The 20,840-nt window shown below is 63.0% G+C and carries 18 protein-coding genes and 1 pseudogene; 6 read left to right on the top strand and 13 right to left on the bottom strand.

Features of this window, described 5'->3' with window-relative positions; genetic code table 11:
* Positions 1–10 precede the first annotated feature (10 nt).
* The gene (locus tag ABDW49_RS11290) at positions 11–6,490 is read left to right on the top strand and encodes an MBG domain-containing protein (RefSeq protein WP_343611968.1); all 6,480 of its coding nucleotides are present in this window, start codon (positions 11–13) and stop codon (positions 6,488–6,490) included.
* Between the two features lie 400 nt (positions 6,491–6,890).
* Here ABDW49_RS11290 and ABDW49_RS11285 read toward each other — a convergent pair whose 3' ends face one another.
* The gene (locus ABDW49_RS11285; protein ID WP_343611967.1) at positions 6,891–8,009 is read right to left on the bottom strand and encodes an NAD(P)/FAD-dependent oxidoreductase; all 1,119 of its coding nucleotides are present in this window, start codon (positions 8,007–8,009) and stop codon (positions 6,891–6,893) included.
* A gap of 64 nt (positions 8,010–8,073) precedes the next feature.
* Between ABDW49_RS11285 and ABDW49_RS11280 the strand changes: the two genes are divergently transcribed.
* On the top strand, positions 8,074–8,544 hold the full coding sequence (locus ABDW49_RS11280) for a MarR family transcriptional regulator (protein WP_343611966.1): 471 nt from the start codon (positions 8,074–8,076) through the stop codon (positions 8,542–8,544).
* Positions 8,545–8,716: 172 nt separating this feature from the next.
* Here ABDW49_RS11280 and ABDW49_RS11275 read toward each other — a convergent pair whose 3' ends face one another.
* A complete protein-coding gene (locus ABDW49_RS11275) occupies positions 8,717–9,625 on the bottom strand; it encodes an AraC family transcriptional regulator (RefSeq protein ID WP_343611965.1) in 909 nt (302 codons plus the stop codon).
* Positions 9,626–9,720: 95 nt separating this feature from the next.
* On the opposite strand from ABDW49_RS11275, the gene ABDW49_RS11270 reads away from it, so the two are divergent.
* The gene (locus ABDW49_RS11270) at positions 9,721–10,389 is read left to right on the top strand and encodes an SDR family oxidoreductase (protein WP_343611964.1); all 669 of its coding nucleotides are present in this window, start codon (positions 9,721–9,723) and stop codon (positions 10,387–10,389) included.
* Positions 10,390–10,606: 217 nt separating this feature from the next.
* On the opposite strand, the gene ABDW49_RS11265 is transcribed toward ABDW49_RS11270, so the two are convergent.
* The gene (locus ABDW49_RS11265; RefSeq protein WP_343611963.1) at positions 10,607–11,668 is read right to left on the bottom strand and encodes an SDR family oxidoreductase; all 1,062 of its coding nucleotides are present in this window, start codon (positions 11,666–11,668) and stop codon (positions 10,607–10,609) included.
* A gap of 115 nt (positions 11,669–11,783) precedes the next feature.
* Between ABDW49_RS11265 and ABDW49_RS11260 the strand changes: the two genes are divergently transcribed.
* Positions 11,784–12,161: a helix-turn-helix domain-containing protein gene (locus ABDW49_RS11260; RefSeq protein WP_343611962.1), complete on the top strand. Its 378-nt coding sequence runs from the start codon at positions 11,784–11,786 to the stop codon at positions 12,159–12,161.
* Positions 12,162–12,465: 304 nt separating this feature from the next.
* Here ABDW49_RS11260 and ABDW49_RS11255 read toward each other — a convergent pair whose 3' ends face one another.
* From ABDW49_RS11255 to ABDW49_RS11225, 7 genes and pseudogenes are all read right to left on the bottom strand, one after another.
* Positions 12,466–13,182 carry a CPBP family intramembrane glutamic endopeptidase gene (locus tag ABDW49_RS11255; protein WP_343611961.1) on the bottom strand — a complete coding sequence of 239 codons (717 nt, stop codon included), beginning with the start codon at positions 13,180–13,182 and terminating at the stop codon, positions 12,466–12,468.
* 27 nt (positions 13,183–13,209) lie between these two features.
* Positions 13,210–14,745, bottom strand: coding sequence for a glycosyltransferase family 39 protein (locus ABDW49_RS11250; protein ID WP_343611960.1), 1,536 nt, complete (start codon positions 14,743–14,745; stop codon positions 13,210–13,212).
* A 255-nt stretch (positions 14,746–15,000) separates the two neighbouring features.
* Positions 15,001–15,660 (bottom strand): annotated as a pseudogene (locus tag ABDW49_RS11245) (replication initiator protein A); the annotation flags it as partial.
* 4 nt (positions 15,661–15,664) lie between these two features.
* Positions 15,665–15,946 carry a helix-turn-helix domain-containing protein gene (locus tag ABDW49_RS11240; RefSeq protein ID WP_343611959.1) on the bottom strand — a complete coding sequence of 94 codons (282 nt, stop codon included), beginning with the start codon at positions 15,944–15,946 and terminating at the stop codon, positions 15,665–15,667.
* A 90-nt stretch (positions 15,947–16,036) separates the two neighbouring features.
* A complete protein-coding gene (locus ABDW49_RS11235) occupies positions 16,037–16,678 on the bottom strand; it encodes a DUF2285 domain-containing protein (protein ID WP_343611958.1) in 642 nt (213 codons plus the stop codon).
* Between the two features lie 7 nt (positions 16,679–16,685).
* The gene (locus ABDW49_RS11230; RefSeq protein WP_343611957.1) at positions 16,686–16,919 is read right to left on the bottom strand and encodes a DUF6499 domain-containing protein; all 234 of its coding nucleotides are present in this window, start codon (positions 16,917–16,919) and stop codon (positions 16,686–16,688) included.
* A 129-nt stretch (positions 16,920–17,048) separates the two neighbouring features.
* Positions 17,049–17,195, bottom strand: coding sequence for a hypothetical protein (locus tag ABDW49_RS11225; protein ID WP_343611956.1), 147 nt, complete (start codon positions 17,193–17,195; stop codon positions 17,049–17,051).
* Between the two features lie 254 nt (positions 17,196–17,449).
* Here ABDW49_RS11225 and ABDW49_RS11220 point away from each other — a divergent pair, with 254 nt between their 5' ends.
* The gene (locus tag ABDW49_RS11220; RefSeq protein ID WP_343611955.1) at positions 17,450–17,986 is read left to right on the top strand and encodes an NUDIX domain-containing protein; all 537 of its coding nucleotides are present in this window, start codon (positions 17,450–17,452) and stop codon (positions 17,984–17,986) included.
* 23 nt (positions 17,987–18,009) lie between these two features.
* Here the strand turns inward: ABDW49_RS11220 and ABDW49_RS11215 are convergent, their stop codons facing one another.
* Complete coding sequence (locus ABDW49_RS11215; RefSeq protein WP_343611954.1) at positions 18,010–18,183, bottom strand: hypothetical protein; 174 nt, start codon at positions 18,181–18,183, stop codon at positions 18,010–18,012.
* Positions 18,184–19,195: 1,012 nt separating this feature from the next.
* Here ABDW49_RS11215 and ABDW49_RS11210 point away from each other — a divergent pair.
* Positions 19,196–19,471 carry an HU family DNA-binding protein gene (locus ABDW49_RS11210; protein WP_343611953.1) on the top strand — a complete coding sequence of 92 codons (276 nt, stop codon included), beginning with the start codon at positions 19,196–19,198 and terminating at the stop codon, positions 19,469–19,471.
* Positions 19,472–19,562: 91 nt separating this feature from the next.
* Here the strand turns inward: ABDW49_RS11210 and ABDW49_RS11205 are convergent, their stop codons facing one another.
* Positions 19,563–19,883: a DUF736 family protein gene (locus tag ABDW49_RS11205; protein ID WP_343611952.1), complete on the bottom strand. Its 321-nt coding sequence runs from the start codon at positions 19,881–19,883 to the stop codon at positions 19,563–19,565.
* Positions 19,884–20,487: 604 nt separating this feature from the next.
* Entirely contained in the window at positions 20,488–20,622 is a 135-nt protein-coding gene (locus ABDW49_RS11200) for a hypothetical protein (protein ID WP_343611951.1), read from the bottom strand.
* Positions 20,623–20,840 lie beyond the last annotated feature (218 nt).

Raw genomic sequence — 20,840 nt, 5'->3', positions numbered from 1 at the left:
GGGGCGGCAGATGCAACATTTCAAACATTTCAATCTCGCCGCGGGCACCAGTGCCCTGGCCCTGCTGGCCGCGATGACGGGCAGCCCGGCATGGGCCGAGGGCCCCCTGCCGGTGGGCGGCACGGTCGCTTCGGGTCAGGCACAGATCGGCCTGCCCAATGGCGCAACCCTGACCATCAACCAGTCGAGCGCCAAGGCGATCATCAACTGGCAGAGTTTCGATGTGGCCGCCGGACATGGCGTGGTGTTCAACCAGCCTGACGCGGGCAGCGCCACGCTGAACCGCGTGACGGGCAGCACCGCCTCGACCATCGCGGGCCAGATCAGCGCCAATGGCAGCGTCTATCTGATCAACCCCAACGGCATCCAGATCACCAAATCGGGCGTGGTCAGTGTCGGGCGCGGCTTCGTCGCCTCCAGCCTCGGTATCGCGGACGCCGATTTTCTGGCCGGCAAGGGAGCCTTTGGCGGCACGGGCGGCACGATCAGCAATGCCGGAACGATCACCACAAAGACCGGCGGCTATGTCGGCCTGCTGGGCGGCAGCGTCAGCAACACCGGGCTGATCCTGGCGCCCGCCGGGCAGGTGGTGATCGGCGCGGGCACCATCGCGACGCTTGACCTGAATGGAGACAGTTTCCTGCAGGTGGCCCTGCCGACCGATGCCGCCCTGACCACCAATGGCGCCGCAGCCGCGCTGACGGGTGCCCAGGCGCGCGATGCGGTGCGCAACATCGTCAACCTGCCCGGCAGCATCAATGCCCGCAATGTCTCGGGCGAGAGCGGCAATGTGCTGCTGAGCGGCACGATCAATGTCGACAGCACCAGCGGCGATGCGGGCCACATCATGGTGCTGGGCAACTCGGTCACCGCCAATGGCACGCTGACCGCTCGCGCTCTGGGCACGGGCGGCAATGGCGGTTTTGTCGAAACCTCAGGCAACAGCGTCGATTTTACCGGTATTCATGTCGATACCAGCGCGGCTCGCGGCCAGACCGGAACATGGCTGGTCGACCCCACCGATCTCACTGTGGATGCGGCAGCTGCTAGCACGATTGCCGGCAATCTGGCCAACAGCAATGTGTCGCTGCAGACGACAAACTCGGGGGCCACCGGCCCCGGCAACACCTCCGCCGGGCTTGGCGATATCAACGTCAACACCGCGATCAGCTGGAGTTCTGCCAACACGCTGACACTCGATGCCTTCCACAGCGTGATCTTCAATGCGGCGGTCACGGCCAGCGGCAATGGCGGGTTGATCCTGAACACCAACAACAACGTAAACGGCTCCAGCAGTGGTGGAGCGTTGACCTTCAACAGCGCCGGCAATGTGCAGTTGCTTGGCAGCAGCGCGGCGCTGACGATCAATGGCACCAGTTACACGCTGATTCACACCGTGGCCGACCTGTTGAACATCAATAATGGCCTTTCCGGCAATTACGCGCTTGCCCAGACCATCGACATGGGCGGGACGACTTACACACAGAGTCCGATTGCGCCATATGTGGGGGCAAACGATTTTTTCACAGGAAAATTTAATGGTTTGAACAATGTCATCAAGAATCTGACGATTAATGTAACCAACCCGAACGAATATCTGACCGGCCTGTTCGGGCAAGTCGGCGACCAATCCGCTTTTAATTCAGTAGCTTCGATTGCCAACCTTGGCCTTGTTGGCGGGAGTATCGTTAACAATCTGGTCCAGAATTCGACTGTCGGTGGGCTAGCCGGTCAGAATCAGGGTCAACTCTCGAACGTTTGGTCCTCTGTCAATGTATCGAGCAATCAGACCAATGTGTTGATCGGTGGGCTGGCCGGATACAATTGGGGCACGATAACTGGAGCCCGATCTTCAGGTACCGTCACAAGCACTGCTTTGGGCAGTTATGCCGGTGGATTGGTCGGCTATAATGATGGTTATCCCGGACAATTAGGGGTCATCACAAATGCCTATGCAACCGGCTCCGTGCAGGGCGCTGCTGGACAAGGCGGCGCGAGCAACGGCCTGGGGAATGGCTCTGACACGGGCGGCCTGCTCGGCTATAACGGTGGCACTGTCAGCAATGTCTATGCCACTGGCAGGATCATTGGCGGCGCGGGTACCTATGTGGGCGGGCTGGTCGGTGAAAATGCTTCGCCAGGGACAGTCACCAATGGCTACTGGGATGTCACTTCATCGCAAATGTCCTCGTCGGGCCAAGGAAGTGCTGGTATCGGACTAACCACGGCCCAGCTCCAGAACGGAACGCTGCCAAGCGGCTTTTCCTCCACCGTCTGGACCGCAAGCAGCGGCAGCTATCCCCAGCTCTTCGTGACACCGGTCATGACCACCCCGCTGACCTACTCCACCAGCGCCGCCTTCAGCACCTTCGGCACACAAGCCACGCTGAGCGCTGCGACCCTGTCAGGCAATCCCGCCAATGTCAGCGGGACGGTCAGCCTTTACACCAGCTATGTGAACGGTGTTCTCTCGGGCCTGGTCACGCTGTCTCCCACACTGGCAGCAGGCGTCTACTATCAGGGCGTTTCGGCGCTGACCGGCTCGGCAGCCGCCAATTATTCGATTGCCAGTTCCGGCAACACCGTCGCTCCGCTGACCGTCGGCAAGCTGGCGCTGACTGGCAGTATCGCCACGGGCAGCTCAGCCTATGGCTCTGTTCTGACGCCCGGTTCTGTCAACTTTACCAATCTCGTGAGCGGTGCCGGCAATGTCACCCCGACGGTCACAGTGGCCATCAGCGGCAACACCAGTACCAGCGGCAATCTCAAGGTGGGCAGCTACACCGGCATCCAGAGCATTTCGGGCCTGACCGGTGCGGATGCCGGCAATTACACCTTCACCGGGATTACGGGGAATTATACCGTCACCGCGCGGGCCCTCACCGGTACATTGTCTGATGGATCATCCACCTATGGGTCGGTGCTGTCTCCCGGCTCGGTTACCTTCACCAATCTGGTGTCAGGCGATGCCGTCACCGCCGGAAGCGTGACCATCGCGACCAGTGGCAACACCAGCACCAGCGGCAACCTCAGGGCGGGCAGCTACACCGGCATCCAGAGCGTCTCCTCCATCAGCGGCGCGGATGCCGCCAACTACAGCTTTGCGGGATTGACCGGCAATTACACCGTCGGCCAGTTGGCGCTGACCGGAACGCTGGGCGCCGGGTCCTCCACCTATGGTTCCGCACTGGCGCCCGGAGCGGCCAGCTTCAGCAATGTGGTCGGGAGCGATGTGGTGAATGCCGGCGCGGTGACCATCGCCACCACCGGCCACACCAGCGGCAGCGGCAATCTCAAGGCAGGCAGCTACACCGGCATCCAGAGCATCTCCGCCATCAGCGGGGCGGATGCCGCCAATTACAGCTTTACCGGGCTGACAGGCAATTACACCGTCAACCAGCTGGCCCTGAGTGGCACGCTGGGCGCCGGGTCTTCCACCTATGGCACCGCGCTGGCGCCGGGCGCTGCCAGCTTCAGCAATGTGATCCTGGGCGATACCGTTTCCCCCGGCACGGTCACGGTTGCCACCACCGGCAATCTGAGCACCAGCGGCCATCTCAAGGCAGGCAGCTACACCGGGATCGAGAGCCTGTCCGCCATCAGTGGCGCAGATGCGGGCAACTACAGCTTCACCGGCATCACCGGCAACTATACCGTCAACCAACTCGCATTGAGCGGCACGCTGGCTGACGGCTCAACGGTCTATGGGGCCGCGCTGACGCCCGGCACGCCAAGCTTCAGCAATCTTGTCGCGGGCGATGTCGTGACGGCCGGCTCCGCCACGATCACCACCACCGGAAATACCAGCAGCAGCGGCCACCTCAAGGTGGGCAGCTATTCCGGGATCGTGAGCATTTCCTCGATCAGCGGCGCGGATGCCGCCAACTACAGCTTTACCGGGCTGACAGGAAATTACACCGTCACCCCGCTTGCATTGACCGGCACATTGTCCACCGGCGCTTCGACCTATGGGTCGGCGCTGATACCGGGGACGGTCAGCTTCAGCAATCTGGTCGCCGGTGACGCGGTGACCGGGGGGGCGGTCACCATCGCAACCGCCGGCAACCTGAGCAGCAGCGGCAACCTCAAGGCCGGCAGCTACACCGGTATCCAGAGCGTTTCCGCCATCAGCGGCGCGGACGCTGCCAATTACAGCTTTGCCGGTCTCACGGGCAATTACACGGTGAGCCAGCTGCCGCTCAGCGGCGCCATCGGCGCGGGCTCCAGCGTCTATGGCTCGGCCCTGACCCCGGGGGCGGCCAGTTTCGACAATGTGATCGCGGGCGATGCGGTGAATGCCGGAGCGGTCACCATCGCAACCGCCGGCAACCTGAGCAGCAGCGGCAACCTCAAGGCAGGCAGCTACACGGGCATCCAAAGTGTTTCCGGTATCAGCGGCACCGATGCCGCCAACTACAGCTTTGCCGGCCTGACGGGCAATTACACCGTCAGCCAGCTTGCGCTCTCCGGCACCATCGGCGCCGGTTCCTCCACCTATGGTTCGGCGCTGACACCGGGCGCGGCCAGCTTCGGCAATGTTGTCGCTGGCGATAACGTGACACCCGGCGCGGTGTCCATCGCGACAGGCGGGAACACCAGCAACAGCGGCCACCTCAAGGCGGGCACCTATGGCGGTATCGAGAGCGTCTCCACCATCGGTGGTGCAGATGCGGGCAATTACAGCTTTGCCGGGCTGACGGGCGACTATACCGTCAACCAGCTGGCGTTGAGCGGCACGCTGGGAGCCGGTTCCTCGACCTATGGCTCGGCGTTGACGCCGGGTGCGGTCAGCTTCGCCAATCTGGTGGCCGGTGATGCCGTCACCGCAGGCAGCGTATCCATCGCGACACATGGCAACACCAGCGGCAGCGGCAACCTCAAGGCGGGCAACTACACTGGCATCCAGAGCGTTTCGACGATCACTGGCGCCGATGCCGCCAATTACAGCTTTGCCGGGCTGACCGGCGACTACACCGTCAACCAGCTGGCGCTGAACGGATCGATCGCCTCGGCCTCATCGACCTATGGCTCCGCGCTCACTCCAGGTACGGTCAGCTTCGCCAATCTGGTGGCGGGTGACGCGGTCTCCGCAGGCGCGGTGACCATTGCCACCGCCGGCAGCACCAGTGGCAGCGGCAACCTCCAGGCGGGAAGCTACACTGGCATCCAGAGCGTCACCACCATCAGCGGTGCGGATGCCGCCAACTACAGCTTCGCGGGGCTCACCGGCAATTATACCGTGAGCCAGCTGGCCCTGAGCGGTATGATCGCGCCGGGCTCCTCGACCTATGGCTCTGCCCTGGCGCCTGGCGCGGCCAGCTTCAGCAATGTGGTCGCCGGGGATGTCGTGACACCCGGCACTGTGACACTGGCGACTTCAGGCAATCTGAGCAGCAGCGGCAATCTGAAGGCCGGCATCTACACCGGCATCCAGAGCGTTACCGCCATCAGCGGCGCCGATGCCGCCAATTACAGCTTTACCGGCCTGTCTGGCAATTACACTGTCAACCAGCTCGCCCTCACCGGCACGATCACGCCCGGCGCCTCGACCTATGGGGGAGCGCTGGCCCCCGGCGCGGCCAGCTTCAGCAATCTGGTGGCAGGGGATGCCGTCACGGCAGGTGCGGTGGCCATCGCCACCATCGGCAACACCAGCAGCAGCGGCCATCTCAATGCGGGCAGCTACAGCGGCATCCAGACCGTCTCGACTATCGGCGGGGCTGATGCGGCCAATTACAGCTTTGCCGGATTGACTGGCAATTACACCGTCAACCGTGCCGCAATGACCATCACGGCGGGCAGCGGGCAAACCGGTGTCTATGGCGCGGCGATGCCGGTGCTGCTTTACACCCAGAGCGGCCTGATCAGCGGCGACAGCATCTCCGGCACCCTGGCGACGAGCGCCATTCAGGGCTCCAATGTCGGAACCTACGCCATCAACCAGGGCAGCCTTTCGGCGGGCAGCAATTATACGGTCACCTATACGGGGACGAATTTCGTCGTAACGCCGGCGACGCTGACCTATGTCGCCGATCCGGTCAGCCGCCTTGCCAACACCGCCAATCCGGTCTTTTCCGGGAGCGTGACCGGCTTTCTGCTCAAGGACACGCTGGCCAGCGCCACGACCGGTACGCTGAGCTTTAGCAGCACTGCCACAGCGCAATCGGCGCCTGGGCTCTACGGGATTGTGGGAGGCGGCCTGAGCGCGGGCAATTATGTGTTCGTGCAGGCGCCCGCCAATGCCGTCGCGCTGACGGTCAATCCGGCCGCGAGCGATGCGGCATCGCGCACGATCAGCCAGAACACGGCCGCCAATAATGCCCAAAGTAACGTCAATGATGTGCGGACAGCGTCGTCAAGCAATGACGTCGATCCTGCCTGGATAATCGACCGAACTGCGCAATCCGATCCAACCGAGACCGCCACCCGGCAACAGGGGCTCTGTGTATCGTATGGGCCAGGTAAGCCGAAAGTCTGCTTGTCAAACTAGGCACGGTGACGGCGGCCCAACAGGCGGGATGGGCCGCCGCCCTTTCACTTCACGGGGGCCTTGTCAAAGGCGGTTACCAGGTGTGTCTTAACACCCTGATTTTTAGAGCCATCGCAGATTTTTTGAACAATAAGCCGCTTTTGACGCCCCGATCTTTGCGTTGGAAGGACGGCTCTGTCGGCTTGAGCATCGAACGGCGACTCTGTAAACGAGGCCCAACCAGTAACCCGGATGGCGGAGAACGGCAGGTTTCCACCATGAGCCGCCGTTCCCAGCTCCAAGTCGGAACGGCCTATACTGGTCGAGACCTGCCGTTTCAAGTCCCGTCCCGCCCGTCGCAGGGCGCTGACCAAGCCGCCATACAAGGACTCGGGCCTGCGCTTGGGAAGCGGGCGTTCGTTCAAACTTGCAAAGACTGCCTCATGCGCTGCTCGTAATGCTCAACGACAGGCAAAGCCCCATCCGGGCTAAACACGGACAGCAATCCCTGTGCCGATGCTTTTGCAGCTTCCTGTGCGCGCTCGGTCATCTTGCTCTCATAGGCAGCGACTGAGGGCCAACCCTGCTCCTCGACAATCGCATCGGCCAAATCGACAGCGTCGGCAAGCGCCAGATTCACCCCTTGCCCGGCAAAGGGCGACATGAGATGCGCCGCATCTCCCAGCAGCGTCAGCCCACGACGGCTCTGCCAGCAATGTCCGATGGGCAAGGCATAGAGCGGGCGGGCACCGATGATCTCGCCAGCTTCCACCACGTGCCTGAGCGCGGGCGCCCAATCGGAAAATACATCACACAAGGCTGCGCGCAGTGCATCCGTCGACATATGACGCCAAGCCTCCGCAATGTCTTCCGGTGCCCGGACACCGGCATAGCCGCGAATATGACCCTGCCCATTGCGCTGCGTGATCAAGGCACGGTTGCTCCCCACCGCAAACATCTTGCCGCTGCCGGTCAGCGCATCGATCGCCGGATGGCGCGATGTGTCAAAGCCCAGCTCGGCAAAGGCCACCCCTTCATAGGCAGGCCGCGCATCGCTAAGCAGGGACCGGACACGCGACCACGCGCCATCCGCTCCGACCACCAGATCGAACGTCTCGCGCCAGCCCTCGCCTTCGATCCCATAACCTGCGCCGTCGGGCTCGATCCCGGTTATGTGGCAATTCCAGCGGATGCTACCAGGCAAAAGCGCATCTATCAGGATTTTGCGCAAGGCCGTACGGTCGATCTCGGGCCGGTTATGCCCGCTGCCATCATGATCGAAGAGCAGATGCCCGTCAGCGTCATAGAGGCGGTCGCCCTGATCTTCCGGTCGCGCGGCTGCGGCGAATTCGCGCTCCAGCCCTGCGCGGCGGATCGCAAGCTGGCCGGTGTCATCATGCAGGTCCAGCGATCCGCCCTGCGGCCGCTCATCGGCATGGGCATCCCTTTCGAAGACGACCGGCCTGATGCCGCGCAGTTGCAGCATCCGGGCCAGCATCAATCCGCCCGGTCCGCCGCCGACGATTGCAATCCGATCCATTGTCACAGCCTCCGACTCGCCCTATACATAGGCTCCTATATAATTAAACATAGGAGCCTATGCAATGTCCGGTGACGATTGGGATCCGCTCGCCAATCCAGGCCATTACTTCAGTCGGATCTCGCGCACCCTTACCCGCGTTGGTGATGCGCGCCTGCGCGGTCTGGGCTTTGCGACGGCCCAGCTTCCCGTTCTCACAGCTCTAAAGGACGGCGCGCAGCTTTCGCAGACCGAACTGGCCCGGTGGGCCAAGGTCGAACAGCCGAGCATGGCTCAGCTCCTGACACGCATGGAGCGAGACGGCCTTGTCATGAGAACACCCGATCCCAGAGATCGACGCTCCTCCCTGATTTCCTTGACCGACAAGGCAAAGGAAAGGCTGCCTGCGGGCCGGGCTGTGCTTCAGCAGGGAAACACGGAGATGACCAAAGGCATGTCAACCGAAGACGTAACCATGCTGATATCGCTCTTGCAGCGTGTTCTGAGCAATGTCGAAGCGATGGAGGCATCGGCAGAGCCGGTTATCATCCTATAGCGGTGCTGCAAGTGGCGTCTTGGCCAAGGTCGTAACGGACAGGGGTCGACCGCTTCTGCTAACAAAGCCGACTTACAAGGGCTCTGTCGCGCCCGCCGAAAGCGCCCTTTCATTCATCAACGGCAAAAGTGTTGGGCCCTCCGCGAGACTCGATGCAGTTAATCAGCCGATGTCAGCAGGCCACCGAGCGGTGCCGGCGGGCATAGGCCATCGGCGGTGTGCCGACATGCCGCGCAAAGGCCACGCTGAAACTGCTGGCCGAACCATAGCCGACACGCTGCGCGACCTGCCCCAGAGCCACCTTTCCCTGCCGCAGCAGGTCGCGGGCGAGCGCCATCCGCCAACCAGCCAGATAATCCATCGGCGCCAAGCCCACCTCGCGGCGGAAACGATCGAAGAACGTCGAACGGGAAAGCGCCGTTTCTTTCGCGAGTTCGGCCACCGTCCACGCTCGCGCCGGATCGTCATGCATCTGCCGCAGGGCCTGCGCGATCCTTTCGTCGGCAAGGCCCCGCAAAAGACCGGGAGGCGCCGCTGGGCCGCTGGTGGAGCGCAGGGCCTCGATCATGAGCACTTCGAGCAGATGGCGCAGGACGACATCGCGCCCAGGCCGCCGCGCATGGGTTTCCTCGTTGAGCAGCTCGACCAGCCGCGTCAGTCGGCCATTGCCCCGGATGTGCACCAGGCCCGGCAGGAGCGAGACCAGCAGCGCCGCATCGTCCGAGCCGAAGCTGCTGTGCCCGACCAGCATCCGAACGTTGGGCTCCGCCTCGCGCGGACCCAGCCAGAAGGCGCCCGGCCCGACCTCGGCGTGCAGCAGCGGCGCGCCGGGCGCGGGCGGCTCCAAACTGGAGGTGGCGAAATCGCAGGCTGCCGGGACCAGAATGAAATCCCCCTGTTCGAGCAGAGTGGGCGGCCCGGCGCCGAGTGTAAGATGGCATGAACCCTCAAGGATAGCAGCGTAGAAGGGCCGCGCCTCCTCAGACCGACGCACCCGCCACGCGCCAGCACCGGTCACCAGCTTGGAAAAGCCGGCATCGGGCGCGAGCAGGCTGACGACATGGGCCAAGGGATCGGTCATTCGGACTTTCGCTGAAGAATGGCAGATTTTGAGCCATAGAACGTCCGGCATGCGTCGCCTATTTGAAGAAAGCCCCCCAAACAGGAGCTATTCTCATGAACACCGCTCTCATCACCGGCTGCTCGTCCGGCTTTGGTCTCGCCACCGCGCAACTGTTCCTCGAACGCGGCTGGCAAGTCGTCGCCACGATGCGCCAGCCCGACGCCACCCTGCTGCCCGCCTCGGGCCGACTGACGATCCTGCCGCTCGATGTGACCGACGCCGATAGCATTGCCGCCGCGTTCGCTGCGACTGGCCCCATCGACGTGCTGGTCAATAATGCGGGTGTAGGCCTGCTCAACGCGGTGGAAGGCGTGACGATGGAGATGGCTCGCGACGTCTTCGAGACCAACACGCTGGGCACCATCGCCATGACCAAAGCCGTGCTGCCCCAAATGCGCGAGCGCGGCGCGGGGGTGATCGTCAACGTCACCTCGACCGTGACGATCGTGTCGCTGCCGCTGCTCTCGGTCTACACGGCCAGCAAGGCCGCAGTGAACGCCTTTACCGAATCGGTGGCGCTGGAGTTGAAGCCGTTTGGCATCCGCGCACAACTGGTTCTGCCGGGCCGCGCACCTGACACCGCCTTTGGCACCAATGCCCGCACACGCATGGGCATGGAGTTTCCGCCGGCCTATGCCGATCACGCCGTGAGTGTCTTCGCAAACTGGCAGGAATCGACCGAACCGGTGACACAGGCCCTGGATGTGGCCGAGGCCGTATGACGCGCCGCCACCGATCCAACCTGCCCGATGCGCCTTCCCGCAGGGGCGGATGCTGTGCTCTGGGCTCAGAGAGCCTGATTCTTCCGGCGCGAATTGCCAGATCAGCGGCAATTCGCGCTAACAGAGCCAACGTTTAGGCGTTCATGTACGCTTGTCAGAAGCAGTCGTTTATTCATGCGCCAAGGCGCTCAAAAAAACCGGAGCACTCTGCCCAATTTCATGGAATCAGTCGATCGGTTCGCAACTGCGCGAACAAATCGAAAAACGCCTCATCCGTCGCTTGATAGGCAGTGAAGCCAAGCTTGCGGCTCTTGCCCATGTCGGTGACGACCTCGATCGGGCGGCCCAGATCAGCATCAGTGTGCCATGGGCTGGCCAACCGCGACAGGTCCCCCTCGACCAGCCCTTCGCGCGCGGCAATGGCCCGCCACACAGGAACATCCTGTGCCATCTGCACCTCCAGCGGGCTCACCGTGCCGTCGAAGGGCGCTGGCGTCAGACCAAACCAGTCGGCGATCCGCCCCCACATCCAACTCCAGCGAAAGACATCGCCATTGACGACATTAAAGGCCTGATCGCGCGCGGCAGCCGTCTGCGTCGCCCATAGCAAGTGCCGAGCCAGCAGGCGGGCATCGGTCATGTCGGTCAGCCCATGCCACTGCGCCGCCGAACCGGGAAAGCGGAACGGCCGCCCTGTTTCCCGGCACAAAGTGGCATAGGTGGCGAGCGTGGTGCCCATATTCATGGCATTGCCCACCGCCTTGCCGATGACAGTGTGCGGACGGTGCACGCTCCAACCGAAACCGTCGCGGGCGGCTGCGGCAAAGACCTCATCCTCCTGCGCATAATAGAAATTGTCGACCTCAAGCCGCCCCTGCTCCTCGCGGAACGGCGTTTGCGGCAGCACACCTTTGCCATAGGCTTCGAAAGGCCCGAGATAGTGCTTGAGACCCGTCACCAATGCGACATGGCGTACATTTCCCGCAGGGCGCAGGGCATCCAGCAGATTGCGCACCATCGCAGCGTTGACGCGGATGTTTTCCGCCTCGTTCGCTTGGCGCGACCAAGTGGCGATGAAGACGGCATCAGGCTTGCACCCGGCCAGCGCCGCGGCCAGACCGGCAAAGTCCTGCAGATCCGCCGCAATGGGGGTGACGCCCCCCTGCGCGGCAGGATTGCGCGCCAGACCCAGCACCGACCATCCTTGTTCGACCAGCAGATGTGCGGTCGCGCCGCCCACGATACCGCTTGTTCCGACCACCAGTGCTGTCTTGCCCATCACCGTCTCCCTAGGAATTCATAGACTACCTAGGCGTGGCGATCGTGCAGCGCTAGAAGGCACCAAACAGGGACATAGACACCCCAGGGTGCCCACCCACCATGAAGGCAGCATCGTGAAACCAGGCACACCAGAGGAAGAATGGCGCGAAGATTGCGCCCCACGCCGCACGCTGGATCTGTTCGGCACCAAATGGCTGAGCATGATCCTTCACACGCTGCACGTGCGCCATGGCGGCCGGGCACGAACCGGTGTGCTGCTGCGATCCCTGCCTGACATTTCGAAGAAGATGCTGACCCAGACGCTGCGCGACATGGAAGAGCGGGAACTGGTGATCCGTCATGTCCATGGCACCATCCCGCCCGCCGTAGAGTATGAGCTGACTCCGCTCGGCCTGCGCTTCATTGAGCCCATTGAACTGCTCTATGACTGGGCACGGCGCAATGCCGACGCACTCGATGCCTTGCCACGCGGCGCAAGGTCGCGCTGGTAGCGACAAGACAGGGTGGTGAAGATGGCGGGACTCGCCAACATTCCGGACGTTCCGGGCCTTTGGCTGGGGTATCTAAAGCGGTCGCTGGTTCATCATCTTTTGTAAGGCGCAGGAAGGACGGTTCCTGCGTACAGGCAGCAATCAAATGTTGGCGATGACGCGAAAGCCCGATGGGATAAAAGGGGGGCCACCACCAAGCCCATCATTAGGGTATGATAGGCGCTTGAGAGGGCCAGCTACGCGACGGCTACCGAGATCGGATACTTCCAGATCGGCTTCGGACAAACTCTTTGGGGTGGTAGCGTTACGTGAACAGCGAGATCGAATTGCCGAAATTGTGAAGCACGACCGGCAGAAGCACGCTTCCGGTGCGCAAACGAAGCCAGACGGCAATGAAGGCGGGGAATGCCGTCATAGTCATCGTCAGCGGGTCGAATGAAAACGCTTCTCCCGAATAGCCGAAGGCATGGGCAAGCCCGAAAAGGGCGCATGAGAGGACCGTGCCCCACCCCCAATCGACGCCCAGGAATCGCCACCTGGCAAGGAACGCCTGGTCGAGAGCAAAGAGCAGAATACCACGATAAAACGACTCCTCTTCCAGACCGGGCATGGTCAATTGAAAAGCGATGGTCTCGCGATCGGCAGGACCGGCGGGGAAAAGATACGCCAGCACTGCGAAGAAGAGGCAGTAAAGCAGCGCCAACGGCAGGCAGCTTACCAGACTGCTGCGGGCTTGGTGTAATGTCAGTCCGGATCGATACCAGCCGAAAGCGGGGAGCCCGGCGATCGCCATCGTCACGGCCAGCGCCATCACCTTGCCTTGCCAGTTCCACGCCAGCGTCGGCAGCATACGTGGCACGAGTCCATAGACCCGCGTCAGCATGGCATCGTTGAGCACCACCAGAGTTGCGGCCACAATCAACCATCCCGGAACGAAACGATCACGTTGCCAAAACCCTATGATGCTGCCCACGACGAGCAGCAGAGCCACAACGCCCAGAATTCCTATGAACCCGTTCATGCTTTCTCCACGCGTCGGGGGCGACTCTTAACTGTAATTCTTGATCTCAGGCCAAAGTACGCCCAGCGGAGTGCGCAGCCCCCGGCACCATGCAATCACCTTGCCGTTCTCCGACGCCATTGCGTAGGGTGACCAGGTCTGACCCAGTACCTGCGTATCCCGGCAATAGGGCCGCAACCTCTCCACATGGTTTTGCACGACCAGCAGATCAACCGGATTTTGCCCGCGCAAACCCCACAGGAAATACTGGTTATGGCCGCTCAGCACGGGCGGCAGGCCAAGTGGCCCCGCATAGAGATCCAGGGAGGCTGCCTCGCCGTAATTATCGACCTTAACCCCGGTGCGGCGGCGCTGGCTCTCGGGTATGCGCTGCCATGCGGCCATCACTTGCCCGGAGAAATTATGCCAGCCAAGTTGATCGGCGAACAACTGGGGCAAGACGGTCCCGCGAAAGCTGCGCTCTTGCTGCTGGGGCGCGATACCCAGCCGCGTGATATAGGCGACCAGCAGGGGCGGCGGCAGCACCGGTAGGGCAAGGGGCGACATTGCCAGCGAAACGGCGATCGCCGCGCCTGCCCCGATCTTTGCCATCATTCGCGGACGCCGCGCTGCGGCCCATTCCCCGATGGTGACGGCACCGAGCACGAAGAGGGTCGGATAGCAGGCCGCGAGATAATAATCCTTGCCGTGCCCCAGACGGGTCAAAACCAACACCGCTATGCAGGCGATCGGCAGAAAGCGCAGATCCCTCAGTTTCTCGACAAGGAACGGCCCGATCAGACCCGCAAACCAGATGGGCGCTAAAACAGGGTTCATCACGTGGATCTGATTGAGCAGGAAAGAACCGAGCGGCGTGTCGACGTTCTTGTCCCTTGCGGCCGCCATCAGTTCGAGGAACGGCAACCCATGCATCCATTGCCAAAGGAAGGACGGGAGGGCAATCAACGCCGCCAACCCCAACCCCAGCCACAGGGCGGGGCGCAGTAAAACCCGCCGTTGCTGCATCGCCAGCAGGCCAATGGCCAGCCCCGCCGCCCAGAACGGGACGGCATATTTGATCTCCAGATCGACGCCCGCAACCAGCCCGGCCACGATCAGGAACCGGTCCTCGCCACGCCTTATAGCCCGCACGAGGCAATAGGCGATCATGGTCCAGGCTAGCGGATCGAAGGAGGTGGTGCTCAGCACCGCACCCAGACCGAGTAGCATCGGGGCAATGCAAACCGCAATGACGGCAAGGACAATGGCCAAGCGGCTTGCATCGAGCATTCGCGAGAAACGCGCTGCCAGAACGACCATCGCGCCAGCCGACATGGCGACCGGGAGGCGAACGCCAAAGGCCCCCAGCCCGAGCTTGTAGAAGCTGGCGGCGAGCAGCGGCACCAGTGGCGGCTGATCGGCATAGCCGAAGGCCGGATGCTGACCGCACACGATGAAATAGAGTTCGTCACGGAAAAGATCATAGCGCGAGCCCATTGCCGCATGCAGCAGCATGACGACAATCGCGGTGGCGAAGAGCGCACGGTCCGTAACTCCGCATTGTGAGCCTGAAGTTTGATCCATCCCAGCTATCTCTCAGGCTCCATGAAAACAGATCACGCCCCGACAACAGAGGCCGTCGGCTTTCTAATGGGCTTACCGCTGTATTGCATGCATAATACACACTGTCTCCCCGTATACAATGTCCGTTTTCAAACCTTTTTTCGACTGCGCTGAACCATCTCGCCTCTCACCTCGCGGATGGAATATGTGCGAACCCGCTGGCAAAGCGGTCCTTCACCGCCAAAATCGTAACCATCCGAAGCAGCCCTCCGTTCACCCGCCGCGCTGGTGCCCGCCATGCTTGCGCACCATGCGATAGAGCCAGCGTTCGAGCCCTCCGGTGAGGGAAAAATAGGCCCGATCGATGGTGAGAACGAGGGCGCGATCCAGCACACCGGCATAGAACCAGTCGGGCAGAATGAGCTCGATGCCGTGCACCCGCCCGTCGCTCCCGCTTGTCTCGCGCCATTCGTTGATCCAGGAAAAGCGGTGCCGCCGTCGCCCCTCGGGAAGGCGGATCGAGGTCGCCACGCTGGTCGATTGAAGGCGATCAAGCGCTGATTTGAGGCGGTCGTAATGCGCCTTGCCTTTGCCTCGACCGATGAACGTCAGGATTTCGTGGGGGGTCGTGGCCATCAACCGCGAGGGCTTGCGCCCGGCATCGAGTGCCTCGACGATCTGGCTGGCAGCCCAGATGAGGACATCGGCGTCCCAGATCGTGGCCATGCCGTGCTCCGGCACAGCCTCGACCGAGATCCAGACATGGCCCATGCGGAAGTCGATCGGAGCGACGCGGCGGGATTTGGCGAGACTGAAGAAGGGCCAGGACATGAGGTCCTGCGCATCGCGCGGCGCCCATGGTCCTGGCATGGAGGTGAAGAGATCGAGTTGACGACGCTCGTTGGCCTGAGGCCCTCGCATGGCGTTCGACACCATCGTCTCAACGCCGGCTGGTCTTGCCGTCGCGCGGCTCACCGCGCCCGGGCCGTGCCGGCTGGGTCGTTCCGGTTCCCGGGTCCGAGGTCGAGCGGCGGCTGCCCTGGGCCGCCCAGGCTTCCAGTTCCTCGATCGCATAGACGACGCGCCCGCCCAGCCTCCGAAAGACGGGACCCGTCCCGTAGCAGCGATGCTTCTCCAGCGTACGCGGCGAGAGGCCCAGATGCGTCGCAGCCTCGGGGGTGCGCAGGAAGCGGGGCGTGAGCACGGGCGCGAAATGCTGCATAAGTGTTCTCCTTGGGGACCGCGCTGAGCGCAGGGCAGCGCGGATTGGCTGGGAGAAGACTGGCGCAGCACAGGGTCGTGGCAGGAGGGGCTATTTCGCGCGCTCTGCTTTTGTCCCCCCACCGGTGGGCGCAGCGCCTCGATCGTCACCGTCACCGGCTCCCAGCCAGAAGAGATCGCGGTAACCGCCATCGCGAAGGGCGATAGCCTCATCGACAAGCCGCCGGGTCCGGCGTCGCTCATTGCTCGATTTCCAGGCGCTGCCGCGCGGCAGGGACAGGCGTGGATAGACCAGCATGCTCGCGATCCGATGCATGGTGATCGCCTCTCCGTCCGCCGCCAGGGCATCAAGGATGCCGAGCAGCATGGTGAGACGACGGCGCTGGAAGGCAGTTGCGGTCAGCGTGGCGCAGCCGCGCGGGCTGGCCCGTCCAGCAAGCCTGGAGTCGAGGCGGAGCGAAGCGCGGTGCCGGAGTGACGAAGCCCGGTCGCGGGGAACGATGAAGGCCTGCTCGCGGTCGGGGTCGGCGGTTCTCAGCCAGATATGATGCGGCCCATCGCGATCGCCCAGCACGCAATGGAGGCCGTCACCCGTCGATTGGAGTGCCCGGATCTGGGGCCATTCCGCGAGGCCGGGCCACCCATCGAGCGCGGGCACCTCGCCGCTTTCGAGGATCACGACGGCAGGATTGAGGGCGGGCAGCCAGAGGGCCGGTGCGCAGAGGGCGGGCACCTCCGGCTCACAGGGAAAAGCACAGGCCCCAGGGTCGGGCCATCTCCTCAAAGCTCGGGTCGGGGTGGAAGGCTGGCGCATGCCCGCCGCGCTGGAGGCGCTGCCACTCACGCCGGTAGGTCGGGCTGCGACGCAGAAATTCCTGCGCGAAGCCGGCAAGATCGTCAGGCTGCGGCACGGGGCCATCATCATTGGGCACAGGCGACGGCCAGGCGCCGCCCGGTTGTGGCGTGCCTGGCATCGCCGTTCCTTCCGACAGGTATCCGGTGCCATAATGGGATCGCAAGGTCGGGGCGACGCACGCTTCCCGGCCCCCCCATCCCCCCTTTCTGGGATGGGGAAAACACTGACCCACGCGGGAAAAGGGGGCTCAGGGCTGAGCCCCGAGCCCGCGCAGTCCTTGCTGAAGGGCATCGATCGCCACGCGCAGTTCACTGGTGATCACCATGCGTTTGCGCGGGTCACTGCAGTTGGACAGCTTGGCACGCAGTTCCTCAATATGCTGTTTGATGCTCATGATTGCCTCCTCTTCGTCGCAGGACGAAGCTGGCACCCGGCGCGCGCGTGCCGGGTCAGGGACCGCGCAGTGGCCGCGCCAGCGGCAATGGGGGCAACGATTTTCCGGGGGCGCAGCAGCGTGCGGGCCCCGAGAACTGGCCTCTCACCCACCCCCGGAAAATGGTGGGGCCTCGTCGTTAGGTCAGATCTCAACTGTTCTGTCAGTGGCCAGCGCAATCCTGCAAAGGAGAGCACTCCCAGCCCAGATCGGCGATGCTTTTGACCCAAAGCCTTCAGACTTTGGTCAGCCACGTCGATGCACACTGGCTTGTGACCCGGACACAATATCATGTAATTGAGGTGGGGTTCGTTCAGAAAGGCGAGAGTTTGGCAATGCTGTGCGCGGCGATTCCTTACCGGGAAAGCGAGGCTGGGGGTATTCAGGTTCTGCTGGTCACCTCGCGGGGCAAAGGCAACTGGATTGTCCCCAAGGGCAAGGTAAATCCGGGCACGACCGCCGCTGCGTCCGCCGCGCAAGAGGCATATGAGGAAGCTGGCGTTACCGGCAAGGTCGATCAGGCGGCCATCATGCGAGTTGACCTTCCTTCAACACACTCTCGGTCCGCGCTGGAAAGAAAGCAAATGCAAATATTCTCGTTGGAGGTTGAAGGTCTGGCTCTGACCTGGCCGGAGATGTTTCAGCGCCAGCGACGCTGGTTTAGCCTTCAAGAAGCGGTTGAGATCGTCAAAGGCAGTCATTTGCGAAAGGCGCTCAGGGCGTTTGCAGCAGAAAGGGTTCCGGTCATGTGAGAGTTTGACCGATGCATGGCCCATCATCCCGGCACGAGATTTTGGATGCCCTGTGCATCAAGTTCGCTATCGATTTTCGCCTGCGCTGCGGCAAGTTTCGCTAGCGTCTTGAGGGCATCTCTGCGCTCTGATCGCGTCAGAATGTGGCAGCCAAGCTCGGCACGAAGTTCCTGGATTTGTTCGTAGATCGCCAGCATCGGTCACTCCTCTTTTTATAGATAGAGGCCGGGATCAGCGCCAGGGCAGCCGGGTCGAGAACCGCCGAAGGCGGCCCGTGGCGAGCGGAGGAACCGATTTGCGAAGCAAATTGGAGGGGCCGCTCGTTCTCGACGCGGTTGTTCTGGTGCTGTAAAATCGGAAGGCTTGAGAGAGAGTTTTATTCTTCTCTGGCCATCGCCACGGGCATGCGCAGGGCGGCGATCTCAGCCACCAGTGAGGCGTTACGGGCAAGTTGGTCCGCTCGATGCTCCGTATCAGGGACACGTTTCAGGAGGACGGCATGCTGGGAGACAAGATCGCGGACATTGCGACGCAACTCGGCAATCTGCCGCCGGTCTTCGCGAGCTTCCCGTCTTCGTGATGCTCATGCCGTTTCATCGGGGTGCCCGGCCCGCCGGGGCGATATCCTCCACAAAGGACCGATGGCTGGCATAACTGGTGTTGCGGCTGATATTGGCCTCGCGGTCGAGACAGAGATTCGATTGCCGTTCTGACGCAGCGTCTCGCAGCTCGACGTGCGACCATAGAGTGTCGCAATCGCGTGGAGATACTCGAGCACCGGTCCGATGATTTCCATGCGGTCAGCGACCAAAATCGGGAAGCCTGCCGGGAAACCGGCATGCCCCTCGGTTGCGCGAAAGATTAGGACCATGCGTTCCCTCCCGCGACCGGGCGCGTCCTGCGGGCGCAGCTGCCTATAGCACGAGCCCGGTGCCGAGGGGACAGACAGGACACTATTCGAGGATGTAACCTAATCATCGTCCTTGACGCGGTGCGCACGGCGCCGGATCATGGCACGACCGTGGACAGAAAATCCTTCGTCCCTGTCGACAGCGGGTGACCTCTTCGCGTCTCGCCTTCACCCACCTGGTGGGTTGAGCGCTGCGATTGCAGCGTGAGCGTGGCGCTCAAGCCGAAGCAGCTGTCATGGACGGGAAACCTTTAGGCGGCTAGAAGCGCCACCTTTCATCACGAATGGAGACTGATCCGATGAACAACAGCGACCTGGCCGAGAGCCTGTCTGGCGCGCATGGCCTGACCAAGGCCGACGCACGCAAGATCGTCGATGCCGTCTTTGCCGCGATCACCGACGCTGCCGCACAGGGCGAGGAAATCGCCCTGAACGGCTTCGGCAAATTCAAGGTCAAGGAAAGCGCCGCGCGCGAGGGCCGCAACCCGGCCACGGGCGAAGCGATGCAGATCGCGGCCTCGAAGAAGCTGGCCTTCACGCCTGCCAAGGCGGTGAAGGACAAGCTCAACGGCTGAACGCAGCGAAAGCCGGCGGCCCGGGTCGGGTCGTCGCCTTTCGCCGTGGCCGATGCTCCCCCGCGAGGCTCGCGGGGGAGCGGCCCGCCCCTCAGTCCCCGGGGTTCCAGAGGAGGGCGTAGCTGTCCTCGTCATCCTGACCGGCAGCCCGGCCCAGATTGGCGTAGAGGGTACGCGCTCCGAATTCGGGGGCGGACATGGCGAGGCGGACATATTCCCGGCCCGAGACCTCGCCGGTGCGGATCCAGCCACCGCCCAACTCGACACTGCCAGCCAGAACCCGATAGTCGGGCTGCTCTCCGGTCTTCCCGCGATTGGGGATGATGGTGATATCGGCGCTGACCGAGAGGGTGCGGATCTGGCCCTTGAAGCTGCCATCCTTCAAGCGCTGCACATAACCGATTGCGGGCATTGTTCATCTCCTTCTTATCGCCTTTCGGAAACCGCTTCCGGGCGATGGGCGTGCCAAGGGGGCAGCCGCAACTGGCCCGTGAACCGTCAGGCCGCAACGCCAGTGGAGGACCAGAGCCGCGCGCTGATTTGTCCCGCGAGGAGGCTGTGGGCTTGTCCCGCAGACGGGGAAATCAGTGGGCGGCGATGGTTTCGCGGGATCGTGGCTGCCCCAGGCCATCGCCCGCTCGGCAGGCGGTTCCGGGGCAAGATGGATGAACCATCCCTGCTCGCGGCGCGGCGCCTGAGATTGGCATCAGGGCCTGGGCAACGACCTTTCTGCAACGAGAACAAAACACATTCCAACGTTGAAGTCGACGAGCGCCTGACGCCCCGGTCTCGCCGGTCATGAGCCGGCCGGTACCGCTGAACCGGACCACTGCGCTGCGTCCGGGCGCGGGAAAGCACACCTCGCAGCTCCCCAACCGACGATCGGCGCGCACCTTTCCCGAGCCTGAGGGATGCTCAAGGCACAGAGGGCTCGCCACCTCCATGCCCCGTCGGGCCGGGCAGGCCGGTGCCCGACTGTCGATGCGGCAGGGATGTCCCGGCAAATGCCCTGGCCCTCAACCGGGCAGCGCCGGCCCGCGTAATTCGCCGCACATGGCATCAAACAGGTCGAAAAACTGCCGTTCGAGCCCCGCCTCGCTCCCCGAGAAGGCGGCCGTCACATGGTGCAGACCAAGATTGGTTGCGATCATGCGGGCGCAGGTCAGAAAGGATGGATCGTGGCGGCGTGCGGCAGCCAGATCACCGGTCGCGCGGATGCTGCGCGAGACGAGCCAGAGGATTTCAATGAGCCTGTCCCGGGGCGCCGACGCGCCCTCACCGAGCGTCAGCCGCCGTTGGCGGGCAAGCTGACCAGCCTGCTCCAGCCATCGCTCATTGGACGAACAGTCTATGGGTCGGCGCGAACGGT

It is taken from the genome of Novosphingobium sp. (assembly GCF_039595395.1).
Classification (GTDB): Bacteria; Pseudomonadota; Alphaproteobacteria; order Sphingomonadales; family Sphingomonadaceae; genus Novosphingobium.
This window is presented reverse-complemented; position numbering and strand designations above follow the sequence as displayed.

Bases quoted from the DNA above. Each gene is read 5' to 3' on its own strand.
- ABDW49_RS11290 (WP_343611968.1), top strand. From the start codon at position 11: ATGCAACATTTCAAACATTTCAATCTCGCCGCGGGCACCAGTGCCCTG.
- ABDW49_RS11285 (WP_343611967.1), bottom strand. From the start codon at position 8,009: ATGGATCGGATTGCAATCGTCGGCGGCGGACCGGGCGGATTGATGCTG.
- ABDW49_RS11280 (WP_343611966.1), top strand. From the start codon at position 8,074: ATGTCCGGTGACGATTGGGATCCGCTCGCCAATCCAGGCCATTACTTC.
- ABDW49_RS11275 (WP_343611965.1), bottom strand. From the start codon at position 9,625: ATGACCGATCCCTTGGCCCATGTCGTCAGCCTGCTCGCGCCCGATGCC.
- ABDW49_RS11270 (WP_343611964.1), top strand. From the start codon at position 9,721: ATGAACACCGCTCTCATCACCGGCTGCTCGTCCGGCTTTGGTCTCGCC.
- ABDW49_RS11265 (WP_343611963.1), bottom strand. From the start codon at position 11,668: ATGGGCAAGACAGCACTGGTGGTCGGAACAAGCGGTATCGTGGGCGGC.
- ABDW49_RS11255 (WP_343611961.1), bottom strand. From the start codon at position 13,182: ATGAACGGGTTCATAGGAATTCTGGGCGTTGTGGCTCTGCTGCTCGTC.
- ABDW49_RS11250 (WP_343611960.1), bottom strand. From the start codon at position 14,745: ATGGATCAAACTTCAGGCTCACAATGCGGAGTTACGGACCGTGCGCTC.
- ABDW49_RS11240 (WP_343611959.1), bottom strand. From the start codon at position 15,946: ATGCAGCATTTCGCGCCCGTGCTCACGCCCCGCTTCCTGCGCACCCCC.
- ABDW49_RS11230 (WP_343611957.1), bottom strand. From the start codon at position 16,919: ATGCCAGGCACGCCACAACCGGGCGGCGCCTGGCCGTCGCCTGTGCCC.
- ABDW49_RS11225 (WP_343611956.1), bottom strand. From the start codon at position 17,195: ATGAGCATCAAACAGCATATTGAGGAACTGCGTGCCAAGCTGTCCAAC.
- ABDW49_RS11220 (WP_343611955.1), top strand. From the start codon at position 17,450: ATGCTTTTGACCCAAAGCCTTCAGACTTTGGTCAGCCACGTCGATGCA.
- ABDW49_RS11215 (WP_343611954.1), bottom strand. From the start codon at position 18,183: ATGCTGGCGATCTACGAACAAATCCAGGAACTTCGTGCCGAGCTTGGC.
- ABDW49_RS11210 (WP_343611953.1), top strand. From the start codon at position 19,196: ATGAACAACAGCGACCTGGCCGAGAGCCTGTCTGGCGCGCATGGCCTG.
- ABDW49_RS11205 (WP_343611952.1), bottom strand. From the start codon at position 19,883: ATGCCCGCAATCGGTTATGTGCAGCGCTTGAAGGATGGCAGCTTCAAG.
- ABDW49_RS11200 (WP_343611951.1), bottom strand. From the start codon at position 20,622: ATGATCGCAACCAATCTTGGTCTGCACCATGTGACGGCCGCCTTCTCG.